Source organism: Ramlibacter sp. (assembly GCF_035548915.1).
Classification (GTDB): Bacteria; Pseudomonadota; Gammaproteobacteria; order Burkholderiales; family Burkholderiaceae_C; genus Ramlibacter.
This window is the reverse complement of record NZ_DASZSE010000036.1, coordinates 1-20,378: the sequence shown is the minus strand read 5'-3', so window position 1 is coordinate 20,378 and position 20,378 is coordinate 1. Positions and strand designations below refer to the sequence as shown.

At 67.2% G+C, this 20,378-nt stretch carries 10 protein-coding genes and 2 riboswitches; of the genes, 3 read left to right on the top strand and 7 right to left on the bottom strand.

Annotated features, from left to right (window positions below; genetic code table 11):
- Positions 1-221: 221 nt before the first annotated feature.
- The 6 genes from gcvP to VHA82_RS13295 form a co-directional block, all read right to left on the bottom strand.
- Entirely contained in the window at positions 222-3,092 is a 2,871-nt protein-coding gene (gene gcvP / locus VHA82_RS13320) for an aminomethyl-transferring glycine dehydrogenase (RefSeq protein ID WP_325544399.1), read from the bottom strand.
- A gap of 49 nt (positions 3,093-3,141) precedes the next feature.
- Entirely contained in the window at positions 3,142-3,519 is a 378-nt protein-coding gene (gene gcvH / locus VHA82_RS13315) for a glycine cleavage system protein GcvH (protein WP_325544397.1), read from the bottom strand.
- Positions 3,520-3,547: 28 nt separating this feature from the next.
- Positions 3,548-4,693, bottom strand: a complete 1,146-nt coding sequence (gene gcvT / locus VHA82_RS13310; RefSeq protein ID WP_325544395.1) for a glycine cleavage system aminomethyltransferase GcvT — start codon at positions 4,691-4,693, stop codon at positions 3,548-3,550.
- A gap of 59 nt (positions 4,694-4,752) precedes the next feature.
- Positions 4,753-4,860: riboswitch (glycine riboswitch) on the bottom strand.
- 12 nt (positions 4,861-4,872) lie between these two features.
- Positions 4,873-4,965, bottom strand: a riboswitch (glycine riboswitch).
- A gap of 39 nt (positions 4,966-5,004) precedes the next feature.
- Positions 5,005-13,656 carry a tandem-95 repeat protein gene (locus VHA82_RS13305; protein WP_325544393.1) on the bottom strand — a complete coding sequence of 2,884 codons (8,652 nt, stop codon included), beginning with the start codon at positions 13,654-13,656 and terminating at the stop codon, positions 5,005-5,007.
- 172 nt (positions 13,657-13,828) lie between these two features.
- A complete protein-coding gene (locus VHA82_RS13300) occupies positions 13,829-14,620 on the bottom strand; it encodes a molybdopterin-binding protein (RefSeq protein ID WP_325544391.1) in 792 nt (263 codons plus the stop codon).
- The gene (locus tag VHA82_RS13295; RefSeq protein ID WP_325544389.1) at positions 14,617-15,408 is read right to left on the bottom strand and encodes a cytochrome b/b6 domain-containing protein; all 792 of its coding nucleotides are present in this window, start codon (positions 15,406-15,408) and stop codon (positions 14,617-14,619) included. Before VHA82_RS13295 ends, VHA82_RS13300 begins: the two co-directional genes overlap by 4 nt.
- Positions 15,409-15,709: 301 nt before the next feature.
- Here VHA82_RS13295 and VHA82_RS13290 point away from each other — a divergent pair, with 301 nt between their 5' ends.
- Entirely contained in the window at positions 15,710-16,975 is a 1,266-nt protein-coding gene (locus VHA82_RS13290; RefSeq protein WP_325544387.1) for an ATP-binding protein, read from the top strand.
- Here the strand turns inward: VHA82_RS13290 and VHA82_RS13285 are convergent.
- Complete coding sequence (locus VHA82_RS13285) at positions 16,960-18,642, bottom strand: electron transfer flavoprotein-ubiquinone oxidoreductase (RefSeq protein ID WP_325544385.1); 1,683 nt, start codon at positions 18,640-18,642, stop codon at positions 16,960-16,962. The genes VHA82_RS13290 and VHA82_RS13285 overlap by 16 nt on opposite strands.
- A gap of 83 nt (positions 18,643-18,725) precedes the next feature.
- Here VHA82_RS13285 and VHA82_RS13280 point away from each other — a divergent pair, with 83 nt between their 5' ends.
- Positions 18,726-19,508, top strand: coding sequence for an SDR family oxidoreductase (locus tag VHA82_RS13280; protein ID WP_325544383.1), 783 nt, complete (start codon positions 18,726-18,728; stop codon positions 19,506-19,508).
- Between the two features lie 57 nt (positions 19,509-19,565).
- Positions 19,566-20,378 (top strand): Rpn family recombination-promoting nuclease/putative transposase (locus VHA82_RS13275; RefSeq protein WP_325544381.1); only part of this gene is annotated, 813 nt, incomplete at its 3' end.

Genomic DNA, 20,378 nt, shown 5'->3' with positions numbered 1-20,378 from the left:
GGAAGCGGGGATCCAGGGCGGTTGCTGCTGAAATGCCCTGGATCCCCGCTTCCGCGGGGATGACGGGGGTGGAGTGCGGGGATGACGGGGGTGGAGTGCGGGGATGACGGGGGTGGAGTGCGGGGATGACGGGCGTGGAGTGCGGGAATGACGGGGGTGGAGTGCGGGGATGACCGCGTGCAGCGCGACGATGACGGAGTGAAGTCCGAGGAGCCCGATGACTACTCATACGCCGACACCGGCACGCAACTGCAGAACAGGTTGCGATCCCCGTACACGTTGTCGATGCGGCCAACCGGCGGCCAGTATTTCGCATGCCGGCGCTCGTCCAGCACCGCCGCGCCCGCCTCGCGGGAATACGCGTGCGTCCATTCGCCCTTCAGCAGCGACGCCGCCGTATGCGGCGCATGCTTCAGAGGGTTGTCGTCCTGCGGCCACTCGCCGCGTTCGATGCGGCGAACCTCCTCGCGGATCGCGATCATCGCGGCGATGAAACGGTCCAGCTCGTCGAGCGTCTCGCTCTCGGTCGGCTCCACCATCAAAGTCCCCGCCACCGGAAAACTGAGCGTCGGCGCGTGAAAGCCATAGTCGATGAGACGCTTGGCGACATCCTCGGCCGTGACGCCGCTCGAATCCTTCAGCGGCCGCAGATCGAGGATGCATTCGTGCGCGACGTGGCCGTTCTCGCTCGCATAGAGCGTCGGGAAGTGCTCGCGCAGCCGCGCGCTCACGTAGTTCGCGCTCAGGATCGCGACTTCGGTCGCGCGCTGCAGGCCCTGCGCGCCCATCATGCGCACGTACATCCAGCTGATGGGCAGCACGCCCGCGTTGCCGAGCGGCGCGGCGGAAACGGGGCCGACGACCCCCGCCGAAGGAAGGAACGGCACGAGGTCGTCCACAACGCACACCGGCCCCACGCCCGGCCCGCCGCCGCCATGCGGGATGCAGAAGGTCTTGTGCAGGTTCAGGTGACTCACGTCGCCGCCGAATTCGCCCGGCGCCGCCACGCCCACCAGCGCGTTCATGTTCGCGCCATCCACATACACGCGCCCGCCGTGGCGGTGCACGAGCGCGCAGAGTTCCTTCACCTGCGTCTCGAACACGCCATGGGTGCTCGGATACGTGATCATGATGCAGGCGAGATTCGCGCTGTGCTGCTCGCACTTGGCGGCGAGGTCCGCGAGGTCGACGTTGCCGCCGTCGTCGCACGCCGTCACGACCACCCGCAGGCCCGCCATGTGGGCGCTCGCGGGATTGGTGCCGTGCGCCGACGACGGGATCAGGCACACGTTGCGATGCGCCTCGCCTCGGCTCGCATGCCACGCCTTGATCGCGAGCAGGCCCGCGTACTCGCCCTGCGAGCCCGCGTTCGGCTGCAGGCTGATGTCCGCATAGCCGGTCGCTTCGCACAGCGACGCGCGCAACTGGCGATCGAGCTCGGCATACCCTGCGAGCTGATCGGCCGGTGCGAACGGATGGATGTGCGCGAACTCGGGCCAGGTGATCGGGATCATCTCGCTCGTCGCGTTCAGCTTCATCGTGCAGCTGCCGAGGGGGATCATGCTGCGGTCGAGCGCGATGTCCTTGTCCGCGAGGCTGCGGATGTAGCGCAGCATGCCGGTTTCGCTGTGGTGCGTGTTGAAGACGGGGTGCGTGAGGAAATCGCTCGTGCGGCGCAGCTCGCTCGGAATGAGCGGTTCGATGCCCTTCTCGTGCGCGGAGAAGTCCGGCAGCTTCGCGCCTTCGGCGGCGAACACCGACCAGAGGAGTTCGATGTCTTCCCGGGTCGTCGTCTCGTCCAGCGAAATGTAGATGTATTCCTCCCAATCCACGCGCAGGTTCGCGCCTTTGGCGCGCGCGCGCTCGACGAACGCCTGCGTCCGGCTGCCCGTGTGCAGCGAGAGCGTATCGAACGCTCCGCCCGGCCGAGGCGCATGGCCTAGCTGTTCGAGGCCCCTCGCGAGAATCGCCGTGTAGCTCGCCACGCGCTGGGCGATTCGCTTGAGTCCCTGCGGGCCGTGGTAGACCGCATACATGCTCGCGACCACCGCGGGCAGCACCTGCGCCGTGCAGATGTTGGACGTCGCCTTCTCGCGGCGGATGTGCTGTTCGCGCGTCTGCAAGGCGAGACGGTAGGCGGGATTGCCGTGCGAATCCACACTGACGCCGACGAGCCGTCCGGGCATCGACCGCTTGAACTCGTCGCGGCACGCGAGATACGCCGCGTGCGGTCCGCCCGCGCCCATGGGCATGCCGAAGCGCTGCGTCGTGCCCACGACGATGTCGGCGCCCCATTCGCCGGGCGGCGCGAGCAGCGTGAGCGCGAGCAGGTCCGCGCTCACGATGAACGCCGCGTTCTTGCCGTGCACCGTCGCCACGTCGGCGCGCAGATCGTGGATTCGGCCGCTCGTCGCCGGGTATTGCGCAAGCACCGCGAAGTAGTCGCCGCGCAATGCTTCGGCCCATTCCTCGGCCGAATTGGCAAGCACGAGCTCGATGCCGAGCGGCGCGGCGCGCGTCCTCACGACGCCGATCGTCTGCGGGTGGCAGTCGCCCGCGACGACGATCGTGTTGCTCTTGGACTTCACCGTGCGCTTCGCGAGCGTCATGGCCTCGGCCGCGGCGGTCGCCTCGTCGAGCATCGACGCATTGGCGATCGGCATCGCGGTGAGGTCGGCGACCATCGTCTGGAAGTTCACGAGCGCTTCCATGCGGCCCTGGCTGATCTCGGCCTGGTAGGGCGTGTACGCCGTGTACCACGCGGGGTTTTCCAGCACGTTGCGCAGGATCACGCCCGGCGTGTGCGTGCCGTGGTAGCCCTGGCCGATGAAATTTCTGAAGACCCGATTGCGCGAGGCGATCGATCGCAGCTCGGCGAGCGCCTGGGCTTCCGTGACCGCGGGGGGAAGCTTCATCGGCTGCGAACGCGCGATCGCGCGCGGCACGATGCTTTCGATCAGCGCGCGGCGCGACGCCTCGCCGATCGCCGACAGCATGTGGCGCTCGTCGGCTTCCTCGATGCCGATGTGGCGCGCAATGAACTCGGCGGGATGTTCCAGCTCGTCGAGCGGCCGGGCGGATTGCATGAGCAAGATCTTTCTCCTGGCGCCCGGCGCGGACCGGGGACGCACCTTGGTCGGGTCACTTGTGTTCTTTGACGAACTTCACGTAGTCCGGCTCGTCCATCAGCTCGTCGAACTGCGCCATGTCGGTGATGAGCAGGGTGAAGAACCAGCCCTTGCCCATCGGGTCCTTGTTGGCCATCGACGGGTCGGTGCGGAGGTCTTCGTTCACCTGCGTCACTTCGCCGGTCACCGGCATGTAGATGTCCGCCGCGGCCTTCACCGATTCCACCACGCCCGCCACTTCGCCCCGCTGGTAGACCCGGCCCACCTCCGGCAGGTCGACGAACACGACGTCGCCGAGCGCGTCCTGCGCGTGCAGCGTGATGCCGACGACCGCGGACTCGTGGTCCTCGAGCTGGATCCACTCGTGTTCGGGCGTGTACTTGACGGTCATGGGTCTTTCTCCTTCGGGGTTGCGGCGGTCAGCCTCGGTGGTAACGGGGGGGCAGGAATGGCAGCGGGCTCACCTCCATGCGCACGGCCTTGCCGCGCACGATGGCGATGACGTGCGTGCCGACGGCGGCATGGGCGGCGTCGACGTAGCCCATGGCGATCGGCTTGTTCAGGCTCGGGGAGATGAGGCCGCTCGTCACTTCGCCCATCGCGCGGCCGGTCGCGTCCTGCAGTTCGGAATGCTCGCGCACCGGCACGCGTTCGAGCGCGACGAGGCCCACGCGCTTGCGTTCGAGCGGCACTTTGCCGTCGAGCTGGGCGAGCACCTTGTCCGCGCCGGGGAAGCCGCCGGCCCGCGCGCCGCCCGTGCGGCGCACCTTCTGCACGGCCCAGCCGAGCGCGGCTTCGGCCGGCGTCGTCGTGGTGTCGATGTCGCTGCCGTAGAGACACAGGCCCGCTTCGAGCCTGAGGGAATTGCGCGCACCCAGGCCGATGGGCTTCACCTCGGGCTGCTTCAGCAGTTCGCGCGCAAAGCTTTCCGCATGCGTGCTTTCCAAAGAGATTTCGAAGCCGTCTTCTCCCGTGTAGCCGCTGCGCGTGACGAAGAGCTCGGCATCGCGCCAGCGATACGCGCCGCCCGTCATGAAGACGAGCTGCTCGACGCCCGCAACCAGGTGCCTGAGCGCATCGGCCGCCTTCGGGCCTTGCAGCGCGAGAAGCGCCTGCCGCGGCATGGGCACGACCTCGCAGCGCGAGCCGATCCTCGCCTGAATGTGCGCGATGTCGCCCGCCTTGCAGGCGCCGTTCACGATCGCGAAGAGGTCGTCTCCCCGATTCACGAACATGAGGTCGTCGATGATCGTGCCCTCGTCGGTGAGCAGCAGTCCATAGCGCTGCTTTCCCGGCGCGAGGCCGATCACGTCCACCGGCATGAGCGTTTCGAATGCCGCTGCCGCGTCGGCGCCCACGAGCCTCAGCTGGCCCATGTGCGAGACGTCGAAGAGTCCCGCGGCGCTGCGCGTGTGGTGGTGCTCGGCCATGAGGCCGGAGGGATATTGCACCGGCATGCTGTAGCCGGCGAAGGGGACCATGCGTGCGCCCAGTTCGACATGCAGAGCATGCAGGGGCGTGACATCCAGGGGCGCGGGTTGCAGCTCTTCTTGAGATTCGGACACTCGCTCGACTTTCTCTCAGGGGCTTCGGGGCCATGGTACTGCAGTGAGCGACCATGGGTCGGGCCCCTGCTGTCCGCTTTACCTGAGAGATTCACCCCATGACAGGGCTTGCTCCTTCGGTGGGCCGCCTGTCTCTCGGGTGGCGGCCTCTCTCCAGCAAGGTGACGCCTTCGCGAGGAGGGCGTTCGTCAGTCCTTTGTGCCTGAGCGTTCGGCGGGGGGCCTGCGCCTTCGGCGGCTCCCTTGGCGGGAACTCTCTCCTGACGGGCCGGATTGTAGCGGGAGTCGCAAGGAGACGAACGAGATCAGCGCTCAGGCGCGCGGTGCGGCCGCGGCCATCCGCCGGGGTTCGCCGGCGGTGCGCAGCAACCGCGCGTTCGCCTTCAGGTTGTCCGAGAAGGACGAAGCGCCGCGGCGCGAAGCTGTCTGCCCGCGGGATTCGTCGCGCGTGTCCGCAGGCGGCTCGGCCGATTGGCCGGCCTGCGCGCGCTGCGAGTCGCCGCCGCCGCGTGTCGCCGGGAGCGGTTCTTCCGATCGCGCGTCCGACCCTCCTGCCGCGTTGTGCGCTGCCTGCGAGGCAAGCGGCTGCTCGACACCTCGCAGGAGGCCCAGGCCGATCGGGTCGAAAAGCGGATGGCCGATGCTTTGCTCGTACGCGTTCTGCGCCTTCAAGGCAAGCACGATCGCTTCGGCCTGCGTACCGCGCAAGGCCTCGCGCACCGAGAGTCTTCCGTCGCGCGCCCCCGCCGCAAAAGCGAGGTCGGGGTCCTGCGTGTCGCGTGCCACGCGAGCGTCCGCCGCATCCGGCAGCAGTCCGGCGAATTCGAGTTCGCCGTGCAGGTCGGCAATCGTGGCCAGGATGGGAAGCACGGGCGGCGGCGCCGAGGGCAGGCTGATCTCGGACAACCGCGGCGACGCGGAGGGCGGCAGGGCATTGCGGAACCCCTCGCGGTCCGGCACCGGTGTCTTGCCTCCCTGCGACTGCTGCGCGGGCGGGACGACGAGCGTGACGGTCGCGGTCTCCGGCGGGCCCGCGGACGCAACGGTGTACGTGAATGTCGTAGTGCCGTGGAAGCCCGCGTTCGGAGTGAACTGCATCGTGCCGTCCGGCGCGAAGGTCACGATGCCGTCCGCCGGCTGAGTGACCGAGGCGACCGCGCGGTCCGCATTCGAGAAGAGGTCGCGCGTGGCACCGTTCGTTCCCGTGAGCACGTTGAACGTGACCGGCTCGCCTTGCGGCGTGCCGACGTGGTCGTCCATCGCGTCGCGCTGCGGATTCACCGTGATCCGGCTCGTGGCGCTGTCGGCAAGCGCCGCGTCGCTCACATGGATCGCGAGATGGTCGCCGCCGTTGTAGTCGGGCGAGCCCTGGTACGCCAGTTGCGCGAGCAGCGCATTCGCATCGCCAAGCGTTGCATCGACCACGACGTGGGCGCTGCCGTTGCCCGTCACTTCGACGCCGATGCCACCGGTGTCCGGCAGCACGAGAATGCCGTGATCGACGTCGAGCGTGATGCGGACGCCGTGGCTGTTCTCGCCTTCGATCGAGATGCCGGCCAGCGGCGTGTTCGTGTCTTCGTCGGCGACGAAGCCTTCGTCCGCCGTGTGGATCGCAGGCGGCGTGGGATCGGCAACCGGGCCCGGGTCCGGATCGGGGTCTGGATCGGGGTCCGCTGGTGCCGTGACTTCGATGGTCACCGTCGCCGTTTCCGTGACTCCGCCCGACGTCACCGTGTACTCGAACGATGTCGTGCCGGCGAAGCCGGCGTTCGGCGTGAACTTCATCGTGCCGTCGGGCGAGGACACCAACGTGCCGCCCGCCGGCCCGGTTACCTTCGAGACCAAGCGCCCCTCGTTTTCGAAAGTGTCCGCCGTCGCGCCGCCAGTGCCCGTGAGCACGTTGAAGGTGATCGCCTCGCTCTGGCTCCTGTCGAACTCGAGCGAATCGTCCGTGATGTCCGCCACGGCGTCGACCTGGATCGCCACCGTCCGAGGGCCGCCGCGTTCGCCATGGGTGTCGATCGTGAGAGTGTCGCTGCCGTAGTAGTCGGCGATGCCCGTGTAGCTGAGGCTCGCGAGCAGATCGTTGACGTGCGAGGCCGTTCCCTCGATCTTCACGCTGGCGGTGCCCGAGCCGGTGACGCCGTCGCTGCCGTCCACGGTGAGCGTGCCGTGGCCGACCCGAAGCGTCACGGTCACCGTGGACGAATCCACGTCCGACACGGTGATGCCCGTGATGCCTTGTGGCTTGTCCTCCGTGGCCTTGACGGTGTCGCCGGGCTCGTGCGTGCGAGGTGGATCGTCCACGGGGGTCACCACGATGGCAAGCGTCGAGCTGTCGGTATCGACGCCGTCGGTCGTGGCGTACGTTTCAAGCGGCACCGGGCCGTTGAAGTTGCGAGCGGGAACGAATTCGTAGGAACCGTCGGCTTCGATGGTGAGCGAACCCACGCCGGCGATCGCAGCGGTTGCGCCCGCCGCGAAGGTGCCTTTCAGGCCGGCCGCGGTGAACCCCGTGACGGTGACCGCGCCATGCGTGCTCGTGGTGCCGGAAAGCACGCTGCCGCTCACGGCCGTGTCTTCGGGCGTCGTGATCGATTCGTTGGCGTCGGTGTAGGCAGCAGCGCCCGGCGCGACGGTGATGGAAAGCGTCGATGCGTCGTTGCGCAGGCCGTCGGTGGTGTCGTAGCTCACCACCGGCACCGAGCCGGTCCAGTCGTGCGCGGGCATGAAGGTGTAAGCGCCGTCGGTGCCGATCGTGAGCGTGCCCACGCCGTCGATGGTGGCCGTGTCGCCGGGCTCGTAACTGCCGGCCATGCCCGCCACGGTGAAACCGGTCACGGTGACCGGCCCGAAGTTGCTGGTCGTGCCGCCGAGCACGCTGCCGTTCAAGGCGACATTCTCCGGCGTCGAGACGGTTTCATCGGCGTCGATGTATGGCGCATCCGAGTCACCCGGTCCCGCGTCGATCGGAACCACCGTGATCGAAAGCGTGGCCGTGCGGGTACTCGTGCCGTCGGTCGTGTGATAGGTCGCGACGGGCACCGTGCCGCTGTAGTCCCAGGCCGGTATGAATTCGTAGCTGCCGTCCGAGTGGAGGGTCAGGCCGCCCACGCCGTCGATGACGGCGGTGTCGCCCGCGTTGAAGGTGCCGGCCAGCCCGGTGACAGTGAACGTGGTGACCGTCACCGGGCCGTCCACGCTCGACGTGCCGGTGAGCACGCTGTCGGCGAGCCCGGTGTTCTGATCGGTCGACACGGTTTCGCTCGCGTCGGTGTAGCCGTCGGTGACGGGCGTGACCGTGATGCTCAGGGTGGAGGTGTCGGTGCCCAGGCCGTCCGTGACGGTGTAGGTAGCCACGGGCACCGTGCCGTTGTAGTTCGCTACCGGAGCGAAGTCGTAGCTGCCGTCGGCCTGAAGGGTGAGCGTGCCCACGCCGTCGATGGTGGCCGTGTCGCCGGGCTGGAAGCTTCCCACAAGGCCGGCAATGGTGAAGCCGCTGAGCGTGACGGGGCCATTCGTACTCGTGGTGCCGTCGAGCACACTGCCCGCAAGCGGCGTGTCCTCGGGGGTGACGGGCGCTTCGTTCGCGTCGACCAAGGGAGGACTCGCAGGCGGCGGAGGGGCTGGCGATGCGCCTGCGACGGTCATGGTGACGGTTCCCGCGGCGGCGGCCTGCGCGCCTTCGTTGTCGGTAACCGTGAATTGGAACTGCACCGGCCCGTTGAAACTCTGGGCGGGTTCGAAGTACACCGTGTGCGAAGCGCCGGCATAGTCCGCGACGAGGGGCTGCGTCATCGCCGCGTCTTCCCACAGCGTGCCGTTCGACACCGAGCCCGTGACGACCTTGATGCTCGCGATCGTGCCGTCGCTGTCGCTGCCCGTGAGAGTGAGCGCGATGGGCGCGCCGTCTTCGGCGCCGCTGCCGGAGGTGTCGGTGGCGACCGGGGCGTCGTTCACGGAGGACACGTCCATCGTGGCCGTGCCGGGCAGGGCGCCGGCCAGGCCCTGGACGTCGGTCACCGTGAAAGTGAAGCTGGTCGTGCCGTTGAAATCGGCGGCGGGCTTGAAGTACACCGTGTGCGAAGCGCCGCTGAAGTCCGCGACCACCGGCTGCGTCATCGCGGCGTCTTCCCAGAGCGTCCCGTTGGCAACCGACGCGGTGTCGATTTTCACGTTCGCGATCGTGCCGTCGATGTCGTTGCCCGAGAGTGTCACGGCGATGGGAGGGCCGTCTTCCGTGCCGTTGCCGGAGGTGTCGGTGGCGGTCGGGGCGTCGTTCACCGCGGACACGCCGATGGTGGCGGTGGCGAAGCTGGAGGAGGCGAGGCCTTCGTTGTCGGTGACCGTGAAGGTGAAGTTCGTCGTGCCGCTGAAGTCCGCGCTCGGCTTGAAGTACACGGTGTGCGAAGCGCCGGCATAGTCCGCGACCAGGGGCTGCGTCATCGCCGCGTCTTCCCACAGCGTGCCGTTCGACACCGAGCCCGTGTTGATCTTGACGCTCGCGATCGTGCCGTCGCTGTCGCTGCCCGTGAGAGTGAGCGCGATGGGCGTGCCGTCTTCGGTGCCGTTGCCGGAGGTGTCGGTGGCGACCGGGGCGTCGTTCACGGAGGACACGTCCATTGTGGCCGTGCCGGGGAGGGCGCCGGCCAGGCCCTGGTCGTCGGTCACCGTGAAAGTGAAGCTGGTCGTGCCGTTGAAGTCGGCGGCGGGCTTGAAGTACACGGTGTGCGAAGCACCCGCATAGTCCGCGATCAGGGGCTGCGTCATCGCCGCGTCTTCCCACAGCGTGCCGTTCGACACCGAGCCCGTGACGACCTTGATGCTCGCGATCGTGCCGTCGAGGTCGCTGCCTGTCAGCGTGACCGCGATGGGCGGGCCGTCTTCCGTGCCGCTGCCGGAGGTGTCGGTGGCCGACGGAGCTTCGTTCACAAATGCGACGGCGATCGTTGCCTTGCCGGGGGCGGCGGAGCTCAGGCCGTTGTTGTCCGTGACGGAGAAAGCGAAGCTCGTCGTGCCGTTGAACGCGGCGTCCGGCTTGAAGTACACCGTGTGCGACGTGCCGGCAAGGTTCCCGTTCACCGGCTGCGTCGCGGCGGCATCTTCCCAAAGCGTGCCGTTGGCGACCGACGCGGTGTCGATCTGCACGCTCGCGATGGTGCCGTCGATGTCGCTGCCCGTGAGCGTCAGCGGGATGGGCGCGCCGTCTTCGGTGCCGCTGCCGAAGGTATCGGTCGCGGTCGGTGCGTCGTTCACCGACGCGATGTTGACTGTGGCGTTGGCCGAGGCGCTGGCGGCGCCGTTGTTGTCGATGACGACGAAGCCGAAGCTCGTCGAGCCATTGAAATCCGGATTGGGCTTGAAGTAGACGACGCGCGAGCTGCCGAAGTAGTCCGAAGCGGCCGGCTGCGTCGCGGCGGCATCTTCCCAAAGCGTGCCGTTGGCGACGGTCGTGCTCGGAAGCTTCACGTTCGCGACCACGCCATCGACGTCGGTGCCCGTGAGCGTCAGCGCCACGGGCGCTGCGTCTTCGGTGCCGTTGCCGGAAGTGGGCGTCGCGGTCGGCGCATCGTTCACCGACGCGATGTTGACGGTGGCGTTGGCCGAGGCACTGGCCGCGCCGTTGTTGTCGATGACGACGAAGCCGAAACTCGTCGAGCCGTTGAAATCCGGGCCGGGCTCGAAGTAGACGACGCGCGAGCTGCCGAAGTAGTCCGAAGCGGCCGGCTGCGTCATGGCGGCATCGTCCCAGAGCGTGCCGTTGGCGACGGTCGTGCTCGGCAGCTTCACGTTCGCGACCACGCCATCGATGTCGGTGCCGGTGAGCGTCAGCGCCACGGGCGCGCCGTCTTCGGTGCTGCTGCCGGAGGTATCGGTCGCGGTCGGCGCGTCGTTCACCGACGCGATGTTGACGGTGGCGTTGGCCGAGGCGCTGGCCGCGCCGAAGTTGTCGGTGACGATGAAGCCGAAGCTCGTGGTGCCGTTGAAATTCGGATTGGGCTTGAAGTAGACGACGCGCGAGCTGCCGAGGTAGTCCGAATTGGCCGGCTGCGTCATCGCGGCATCGTCCCAGAGCGTGCCGTTGGCGACGGTCGTGCTCGGCAGCTTCACGTGCGCGATCGTGCCGTCGATGTCGGTACCGGTGAGCGTGAGCGCGACGGGCGCGCCGTCTTCGGTGCCGTTGCCGGAGGTGGGCGTCGCCGTCGGCGCGTCGTTCACGGCGGCGATGTTGACCGTGGCGTTGGCCGAGGCGCTGGACAGCCCGTTGCTGTCGGTGACGACGAAGCTGAAACTCGTCGAGCCGTTGAAATTCGGGTCGGCCTTGAAGTAGACGACGCGCGAGCTGCCGAGGTAATCCGAACTGGCCGGCTGGGTCATTTTGGCGTCGTCCCAGAGCGTGCCGTTGGCCACCGAGGTGCTCGGGAACTTCACGTGCGCGATCGTCCCGTCGATGTCCGTGCCGGTGAGCGTCAGCGCGACAGGCGCGCCGTCCTCGGTGCCGTTGCCGGAGGCGGGCGTCGCGGTCGGCGCATCGTTCACCGCCGTGACCGTCATGTTGACCGTGTCGGTGTCGGTGAGGCCCGTCGTGTCCTTGGAGAGCACGGTGAGGCTCGCGGAGCCGAAGTAGTTGGCCGCGGGCAGATAGCTGAGCGACGCTAGCGCGCTGTCGATCTGCGCCTGCGTGCCCGTGAGCGTGAGCGTTGCCGTGCCGTTGCCTGCGATGCCCGCTCCGCCGCTCAGGTCGGAGATCGTCACCGTCCCGTGCGTCGCCGTGAGTTGCGTCGAGCTCAGGTCATTGTCGGGGTCGGTGACGCTGATCTGGTTGGCGCCGGAGAAGGTGAGCGCCGTGTCCTCGGGCGTGGTGAGCGTGGTCGGAGAAAACGGCCCGGCATTGACGGGAGGACGTTCGGCGAGCGGAAACGACCACGTCGCCGTGCCGCCGATGCCGATGTGCACCGTGGAAATCGTCTTCGTGAGCAGGACGGGTGTGCCGAGCTTGTTGGCCGTGTCGGTGATCTGCACGATGTAGTCGCCGGGCAGGAGGCCGTTGAAAGAATAGTTGCCGCTTGCGTCCGTGGTGTCCGTGGCGAGAACCCGTTCCGGGCCGTCCGGGATGCCGTCGCCGTTGAAGTCCAAGACCACCCCATTGCCGAGCAGGTCGTCGATCAGCCTCACCGTCACGCCGCCGTACTGCGGCTCCGAGGCGTCGAAGGCCTTGTTGCCGTTCACGTCCTTGAACACCTTGCCCGAGATGGAGCCAGTGGCCGGGACAGGGCCGGCCGCGTCGACGATCGCGAAGTCGCCGAATCCTCCGATCGGCAGCCCCGATCCGACGAGGGCGCCCGTGGCGGGGTCGTACTGGTAGAGGACCAGATCGTTGACCCATGTGGGATTGCTGTCCGTGGCGCCGGCCCGCTCGAAGCCGATGACGTAGTTCTTGTTCGCCGAGGATTCGGCGAGCGCGGGCGTGAAGGGGAGATCGACGGCCGCGGAGCCCAAAGCGGCGCCGGTGCTCAGGTTGTAGTAGGTGAGGGTGTCGGTGTAGCTGGAACTGAAGACCTGGGCGAAGCCCGTCGCGCTCACGTTCACGAGCCAGTCCGGTCCGCTCGGGTTGTCCTGGAAGCCGAGATCGCGTTCGAAGAATTGCCCGTCGAGATACCGCCCTTGCGTCGCGTCGAAACTGTGCGGCGGGCTTTCGTAGGAAACGGGATTGAGACCCGTGACGAAGGCCGTGGCGCTTGCGACGGTGCGGCCCTGGTTGCTGAACGTGAGCTTGTAGATCGTGCTCGTGCTCGTGCCGGTGCTGCTGTCGTTTCCTTCGACGCTCAGGTACAAGGCGCCATTGGCGAAGACGGCGCCCCCGGACGCGAGCCCCTGGCTGCCGAACGTCATCCCCGTGGTCATGAGGTCGGAAGACACCAGCAGCAGCTGGTTGTTCTGGTAGTCGTAGGCGAACAAGGCGCGCCCGCCGGAGCCGTCCGCGAAGTACACGAGCTTGTTCGCGGGGTCCACGGCGAGCGAATTGATTGCGCCGGAGGCTCGCGACAGACCGAAATCCGTGTTGGACGGACCATCGATCAGCAAGGTCATCTTGCCTGTCGCGACGTCGAGCGAGTAGATGGAGCCTTCGGTCCCTTGAAACGAGCCGATCACGAAGATGGCGCCGTCGCCGATGTTGGCCGTGGCCGCGAGTTGCCCTTGATACCCCGGCACATCGAGCGCCGTGGCTTCGATGGCGCCGGTCCTGCTCTCGAGCACCCAGTCGCCGCCCGCATCCTTGGAGCCGGTCGTGTTGACCGAAGCCGCTACGTCGCGCCCGGTGGCCTTCGCGATGTCGCCGATCAGAGTGAGGCCCGCGTCCCCCTGTGCGATGTCGCAACCGTAGAAGAGGATGTCGCCGCCCGGCGTCATCGATTGTCCGATGGCCGCGAGCGCGTCACGATAGCCGTCGATCGTGCCGGAGTTGAGGATCGTGGCGCCGAGCCGTGCTTCGCCGGCCTCGCCGTGGCCGAGGAGGTGGATGGCCGTCACGCCCGCACGAGTCGCAAGCGCGTCGCGAATCTGCTCGATGCCGTCGCGGTCCGGATCGAGCATGATCACTTCGCCATGCACGCCTTGCAGGAAGGGCACCACGCCCGCTGCAGACGGATCGACGAAGATCAGTTCGGCGGCCGCGGCGGGCGAGGAGGTGTCGACCGCGGAACGCGGGTCGGACTGCGGGTCGCATCGAGGCTCGGATTGCGGCACCGCCGAATCCACGCGCGGCGCGGCGGGGGGTACGGCGGAAAGTGAGGCGGAAAAGGCGGCCGAAGGTGCGGTCCGCTCGGATGTGGCCCGAGCAGGCAGTGCGGTGTCGGAGCGCTGGTGGTCGTCTACCGCGGCGGCGATGGCCGCATCGAACACGATGCGCGGCTCGAGCGCGATGCGCACCGTGGGATGCCGCTTCAGCAGCGAGTTCTTCATGTCCGTCAACCTCGGGGCCGGTCAAGCGCCGGCTCGTTCATGGTGACGGGACCCGTCTGCGCTGCACATCAGACGAACGTCTCGTGTACGCCAAAGTTCGCGTGCGGCGCGGGCACACCCTGCAAGCGCCGCGTGACTGCATCGGCCCGCGGTTGCGGGCCGCGGACCCGGCCTAGATCCCGCCGTACCAGTTGTACCCGCGGTCTTCCCAGTACCCGCCCGAGCCGCCGTGGATGTCGTCGTAGCCCGAGACGAGCTCGATGCGCTCCAGGTACTTTGGCTGCTTGTAGCCGAGCTGACGTTCGATGCGCGCGCGCAGCGGCGCGCCGTTTTCCACGGGCAGCGGCCGGCCGTTCAGCTCCCACGCGAGGATGGTCTGCTCGTGGTGCGCATCGTCGAAGTCCACGCTCTCGTAGTACGTCGAGTCTTCGTCCTGCGCATCCATCTGGTCGAGGCAATGGAAGACGACGAACTTCGCCTCGGGCTTCGGCTGCGCGAGGGCGAGCACGTGCGACAGGCGCACCCCCTTCCACTGGCCGATGCAGCTCCAGCCTTCGACGCAGTCGTGGCGCGTGATCTGCGTGCGCGCGGGCATCGCCTTCAGTTGCGCGAGAGAGAGCTCGAGCGGCTTCGCGACGAGCCCATCCACCGTGAGCCGCCAGTCTGCAAAGCCGTTGGCGACCATCGCGGCATATTCCTCGCCCATCGGCATCGTCGTGCCGTTGGCGCGGAACTTCGGCGCGATGTCCGCGGGCGAGAATTCCTGCGCCATGGCGCGGCGGCCGAGGGCGCGGTGCACGCCTTCGCTCAATTTCTCGGCGCTCATGAGGACCTTGGTCGCGGTTTCGTTGCCGCTGATCGCATCGCAGCCGGCGAGGCCCATCGAAGCAGCGGCCGCCAGCCCCGCGCGCAATACACCGCGCCGTTGCCGACGTAGCTCGAAGAATGGTTTGCGTGTCTTCATTCTGGCAGCCTCCAGTAGCCGGTGATCATCGAACGCACGTTGTTCACGAGGCCGGTCACGACCACTTCGAACAGGTGCACCAGCACGAACGCAACGAGCATCGTCGCGCCGGCGAAGTGCAGGGTGCGCAGGGCCTGCCGCCCGCCGAACAGATCGACCCAGCCGGGCGCGAACGAATCCATCATCGGCGACATCGCCCAGCCGCCCAGCACGATGAGCGGCAGCACGACGAAGATGATCGAGAGGTAGGCGACGTTTTGCAGCACGTTGTAGCGGCGCGCTTCCTCGCCGTGTGCGTGGCGCAGGAGCAGATGGTCCCTGATCGAGCGGCCGATGCCGCGCCATTCGCTCGTCGTGGGCACGAGATCGCGGTGCAGGTGTCCGCTGAAAATCGTCCAGAGCAGGTAGGCGATGCCGTTGAGGACGAAGACCCAGGCGAAGAAGAAGTGCCACACGCGCCCCATCGCGAGCCATTGCGGGCCGGGGATCGTGGCCCAGGAGGGGAATGCTCTCGGCTCCTCGGCGCCTTGGGCATTCGTCGAATTGCCGAGGAGGCCGTCGGTGTCGAACTCCAGGCCGCCCACGCGCGTCACGCCGCGCCAGTGCCCGTTCACCTGCTTTTGCGTGATCTCGAGCACGCGGGCGCTCGCGCGCGAGTCCTGGCTCCAGTAGAGCGTGGGGTGCGCATTGAAGATCTGCAGCCCGCTCATGAGCAGGATCGTGAGGCACACCACGTTGATCCAGTGCATGATGCGCACGGGCAGCCGGTGGCGGTAGATGATTTGCATTGGAACCCTCCTTCCATGGCATTGTCGTGCCTATCGGGAATTTCTTACCGCCTCCTGTGGAGGCTCGCCTTTCAGCCGACATCTCGATGGGTGCCGCCGGTGCGCATCGAGCGTCCCGGCTGCCGTGGAACGCCCAGACGTTCCGAAGCTTCGCGTTCAAGAAATTTATAAATTCCTTTGAAAGCTTCCGGCCTGCCGAACAGCAGACATGGCGCAGGTACCTTTCAATTGGCGGCCAGTGAGGTTTCAATCAGCGGGACCCGGACTTTCAAATAGCGGGAAAGGAATTTACAATCAGCCGATGACCACCGCCCCCACCGCCGGCCCGTTTCCGCGGCTTGCGGCCGACGCGCTGCGCAGCGCGCTGGGCGACACGCCGGTCGTTCTCCTGCACGGACCGCGGCAAAGCGGAAAGACCTCGCTCGCGCAATCGATCTGCCAACCCATGGGGTATGGGTACCTGACGTTCGACGATGACAACCTGGCCGCGGCGGCCCGGGCGGACCCGGTCGGATTCGTGGCGGACTTGCCCGCCCGGATGGTGCTCGATGAAGTTCAGCGGGTTCCGCAGATCTTCACTTCCTTGAAGGCGGCTGTCGACCGGGACCGCGTGCCGGGCCGCTTCCTGCTCACGGGGTCCTCCAATGTCCTGCTCTTGCCGAACCTCGCGGACTCGCTCGCAGGGCGCATGGAGGCGGTGCGGCTGCATCCCCTCGCCCAATGCGAGATCGAACGCGGCCGAGGCGGCTTTCTCGAGCTGCTCCTTTCGGGACACTTTGCCGGCTCGCGTCACGAGCGCCTCGGGCCCGACCTTGCGCGCCGCGTCATGGCAGGTGGCTACCCTGCGGCGCTTCAGCGCACAGGACAGCGCCGCGGCGACTGGTACCGCGCGTACGTCCAGTCACTCCTGCAGCGCGACGTTCGCGACCTGGCCAGGATTGCCGCACTCGAAGTGCTGCCGCGTCTCATGGAGTTGGCCGCCGCGAGAACAGCCCAGCTCTGGAACATCAATGAGCTGGCCGGGCCGTTCCAGCTGAGTACGCCGACAATCCGGCAGTACATGCTGCTGCTGCAAAGACTGTTTCTTGTCGAGGCGCTTCCTCCCTGGAACCTGCGCAGGCTCGAGCGGCTCGTGAAGACGCCGAAGCTGCATATCGGCGACACGGGATTGGCCTGTGCGCTCCTGCGCATCGATGACCGGTCGCTCCCGGCGGACGGCAAGCTGCTCGGGGCAATGCTCGAAACGTTCGTCTATCAGGAACTGCGCCGCCAGGCCGACGCAGGCCACTTCGGCGATCTCGCGTTTCATCATTTCCGCGACCGCGATGGACACGAGGTCGACATCGTCATCGAGCAGGGAGCGCATGCCGTCGTCGGCGTGGAAGTGAAGGGCGGCAGCACGGTGCGCGAATCGGATTTCAGAGGCCTGCGCAAGCTCAGGGACCTCGCAGGCCCAAGCTTTCTGCGAGGCATCGTGCTCTACGACGGCGAATCGATCCTCCGGTTCGGTCAAGAGCTCCTGGCCGTGCCGATTTCGGCCCTCTTACGAAATCACATGTTCGCGTAGTTCGGCCCGCCGCCGCCTTCGGGCGTCACCCACACGATGTTCTGCGTCGGGTCCTTGATGTCGCACGTCTTGCAGTGCACGCAGTTCTGCGCGTTGATCTGCAGGCGGTCCGTGCCCGCATCCGTCTTCACGAATTCGTAGACGCCGGCCGGGCAATAACGGGCTTCCGGCCCCGCGAACTTCGCGAGGTTCACGTCCACCGGCACCGAGGCGTCCTTCAGCGTGAGGTGCGCGGGCTGGTTCTCCTCATGATTCGTGTTGGACACGAAGACCGACGACAGCCGGTCGAACGTGAGCTTGCCGTCGGGCTTCGGGTACTCGATCGGCTGGCATTCCGCAGCCGGCTTCAGGTACGCGTAATCGGGCTTTTCGCGGTGGATCGTCCACGGCATGCGCCCGCGCAGCAGGAACTGCTCGATGCCGGTCATGAAGGTCGCGACGGCGCGGCCCTTCTTGAACCACTGCTTGAAGTTGCGCGACTTGTTCAGCTCGTCGTGAAGCCACGACTTCTCGAAGCATTCGGGGTAGTGCGTGAGCTCGTCGTGCGAACGGCCCTCCTGGATCGCCTTGTACGCCGCATCCGCCGCGAGCATGCCGGTCTTGATCGCGGCGTGGCTGCCCTTGATGCGTGACGAATTGAGGAATCCCGCGTCGTCGCCCACCAGCGCGCCGCCCGGAAACACGACCTTGGGCAGCGAGAGAATGCCGCCCGCCACCAGCGCACGCGCGCCGTACGCGAGGCGCTTCGCGCCCTGGGGGCCCTCGAAATACCAGCGGATGTTCGGATGCGTCTTGTAGCGCTGGAATTCCTCGAACGGCGACAGATACGGGTTCGCGTAGTCGAGGCCGACGACGAAGCCCACGGCCACCTGGTTGTTCTCCATGTGGTACATGAAGGAGCCGCCGTAGGTGCGGTCGTCCAGCGGCCAGCCCGCGCTGTGCAGCACGAGCCCCGGCTGGTGGCGCGACGGATCGATCTCCCACACTTCCTTCAGGCCGATCGCATACGTCTGCGGGTCCTTGCCTTCGTCGAGCTTGTACCGCGCGATGAGCTGCCTGCCGAGATGGCCGCGGCAGCCTTCGGCGAAGATCGTGTACTTCGCGTGCAGCTCCATGCCGAGCTGGAAGTTCTCGGTCGGCTCGCCATTCTTGCCGAGTCCCATGTTGCCGGTCGCCACGCCCTTGACCGAACCGTTGTCGTCGTAGAGCACCTCGGCCGCGGGAAACCCCGCGAAGATCTCGACCCCCAGCGCTTCGGCCTGCTGCGCGAGCCAGCGCGTGAAGTTGGCGAGGCTCAGGATGTAGCAGCCCTCGTTGTGGAAGCACTGCGGCAAGAGGAAGTTGGGCGTGCGCGAAGCACCGCCTTCTGTCGTGAAGATGAAGCAGTCTTGCGTCACCGGCTGGTTGAGCGGCGCGCCGCGCGCCTTCCAGTCGGGGAAGAGTTCGTCGAGCGCGCGCGGGTCCATGATCGCGCCCGACAGGATGTGCGCGCCGGGCTCGGAGCCCTTTTCGAGCACGACCACCGAGATCTCCCCGCCGTGTTCCGCCGCCTGCTGCTTCAGGCGGATGGCCGCGGACAGGCCCGCGGGACCGCCGCCGACCACGACGACGTCGTACTCCATCGATTCGCGCGGGCCGTACTGGGCGAGGATTTCTTCGTTCGTCATGGCGGAAGGCTCGATAATGGCTGCGAGGGTAATCCCGCATTCTATTCGGCGGTCCCCTCGCGATTCGAAACGAGGAGCACTTTGTGAGCTACACCATCGATCTGTCCGGGCGCGTCGCCTTCATCACCGGCGCGTCCAGCGGACTCGGAGCGCAATTCGCGCGGACTTTGGCGCGCGCCGGCGCCGCGGTCGTGCTCACCGCGCGCCGCGTGGAAAAGCTGAAGGGCCTGCGCGCGCAGATCGAAGGCGAAGGCGGCGATGCGCACGTGATCGCGCTCGACGTGACCGACGTGGACAGCATCAAGTCGGCGGTCGCGCATGCCGAAACCGAGGTCGGCTCCATCGACATCCTCGTGAACAACGCGGGCGTGAGCACCACGCAGCGCGTGCAGGATGTGAGCGAGGAAGACTTCGACTACATCTTCGACACGAACGCGAAGGGCGCGTTTTTCGTCGCGCAGGAAGTCGGCAAGCGGATGCTGGCTCGCGCCCAGGGCTCGGCGCCGGGCACCTACACGGGCGGGCGCATCATCAATGTCGCGTCGATGGCGGGACTGCGCGCGCTGCCGCAGATCGGCGTGTATGCGATGAGCAAGGCGGCGGTGGTGCAGATGACGAAGGCGCTCGCGCTCGAGTGGGGGCGCTTCGGCATCAACGTGAATGCGCTCTGCCCGGGGTACATCGACACGGAGATCAACCATCACCACTGGTCGACGGAGCAGGGCCAGAAGCTCATGAACATGCTGCCGCGCCGTCGTGTGGGCAAGCCCGAGGATCTGGATGCGCTGGTGGTGCTGCTTTCGTCGGCGCAGAGTCACTTCGTGAACGGAGCGGTGATCGCGGCGGACGACGGGTTCGCGATCTAGAGCAGACGGCAGCGCACCGGCTGCCCGCGGGAGATCTTCTGGTAGCCTCGCGCCTCCATGAGTTCCCATGACGGCGCCTACAAGCTGCTCTTCTCGCATTCGCGGATGGTTCGCGATCTGCTGCACGGCTTCGTGCAGGAGGACTGGGTGGCGCTGCTGGACTTCGACACGCTCGAGAAAGTCTGCGGCAGCTACGTGAGCGACGACCTGCGCGAGCGCGAGGACGACATCGTCTGGCGGCTGCGCATGCGAAGTGCGAGCGCAGCGGAGCCTGGCGAGTGGCTGTACGTGTATCTCCTTCTGGAGTTCCAAAGCAGCGTGGATGCGCACATGGCGGTGCGGCTGGTGACCTACATCGGCTTGCTGTACCAGGACCTGATCAAGAGCGGGCAAGTGACGCGAGCCGGGCAGCAGGCGGCCCGATTGCCGGCGGTGTTCCCGCTGGTGCTGTACAACGGCGAGCGGGCCTGGAGCGCGGAGCGCGAGCTGGAAGCGCTGATCGAGCCGGTGCCCGCGAGCCTTGCGGCATATCGGCCGCGGCTGCGCTACTTCGTGCTGGACGAGGGTAGGCTGCCGGAGGCGACCGTGCAGCAACCCGACAATGCGGTGGCGCAGCTGGTGCAGATCGAGCGGCTGGCCGAGCCGGAGCAACTGGGGCGGCTGCAGGAGGTCACGGCGCGCTTGGCGCGGCAGCTCAAAGCGCCGCACAATACGGCACTCAGGCGCGCCTTCGCGGTGTGGATCAAGCGCGTGGTGCTGCGGCACCTGCCGGAGGGCGAAGAGCCGGCGCAGGTGCAGGACTTGACGGAGATTCCGGAGATGATCGGCGAGCGAATGGAGCGGTGGAAGCAGCAATTGCTGCAGCAAGGC

Coding starts and splice junctions, on each gene's coding strand:
- VHA82_RS13290 (WP_325544387.1), top strand. CDS start 15,710: ATGACCACCGCCCCCACCGCCGGCCCGTTTCCGCGGCTTGCGGCCGAC.
- VHA82_RS13305 (WP_325544393.1), bottom strand. CDS start 13,656: ATGAAGAACTCGCTGCTGAAGCGGCATCCCACGGTGCGCATCGCGCTC.
- VHA82_RS13300 (WP_325544391.1), bottom strand. CDS start 14,620: ATGAAGACACGCAAACCATTCTTCGAGCTACGTCGGCAACGGCGCGGT.
- gcvH (WP_325544397.1), bottom strand. CDS start 3,519: ATGACCGTCAAGTACACGCCCGAACACGAGTGGATCCAGCTCGAGGAC.
- VHA82_RS13285 (WP_325544385.1), bottom strand. CDS start 18,642: ATGACGAACGAAGAAATCCTCGCCCAGTACGGCCCGCGCGAATCGATG.
- VHA82_RS13295 (WP_325544389.1), bottom strand. CDS start 15,408: ATGCAAATCATCTACCGCCACCGGCTGCCCGTGCGCATCATGCACTGG.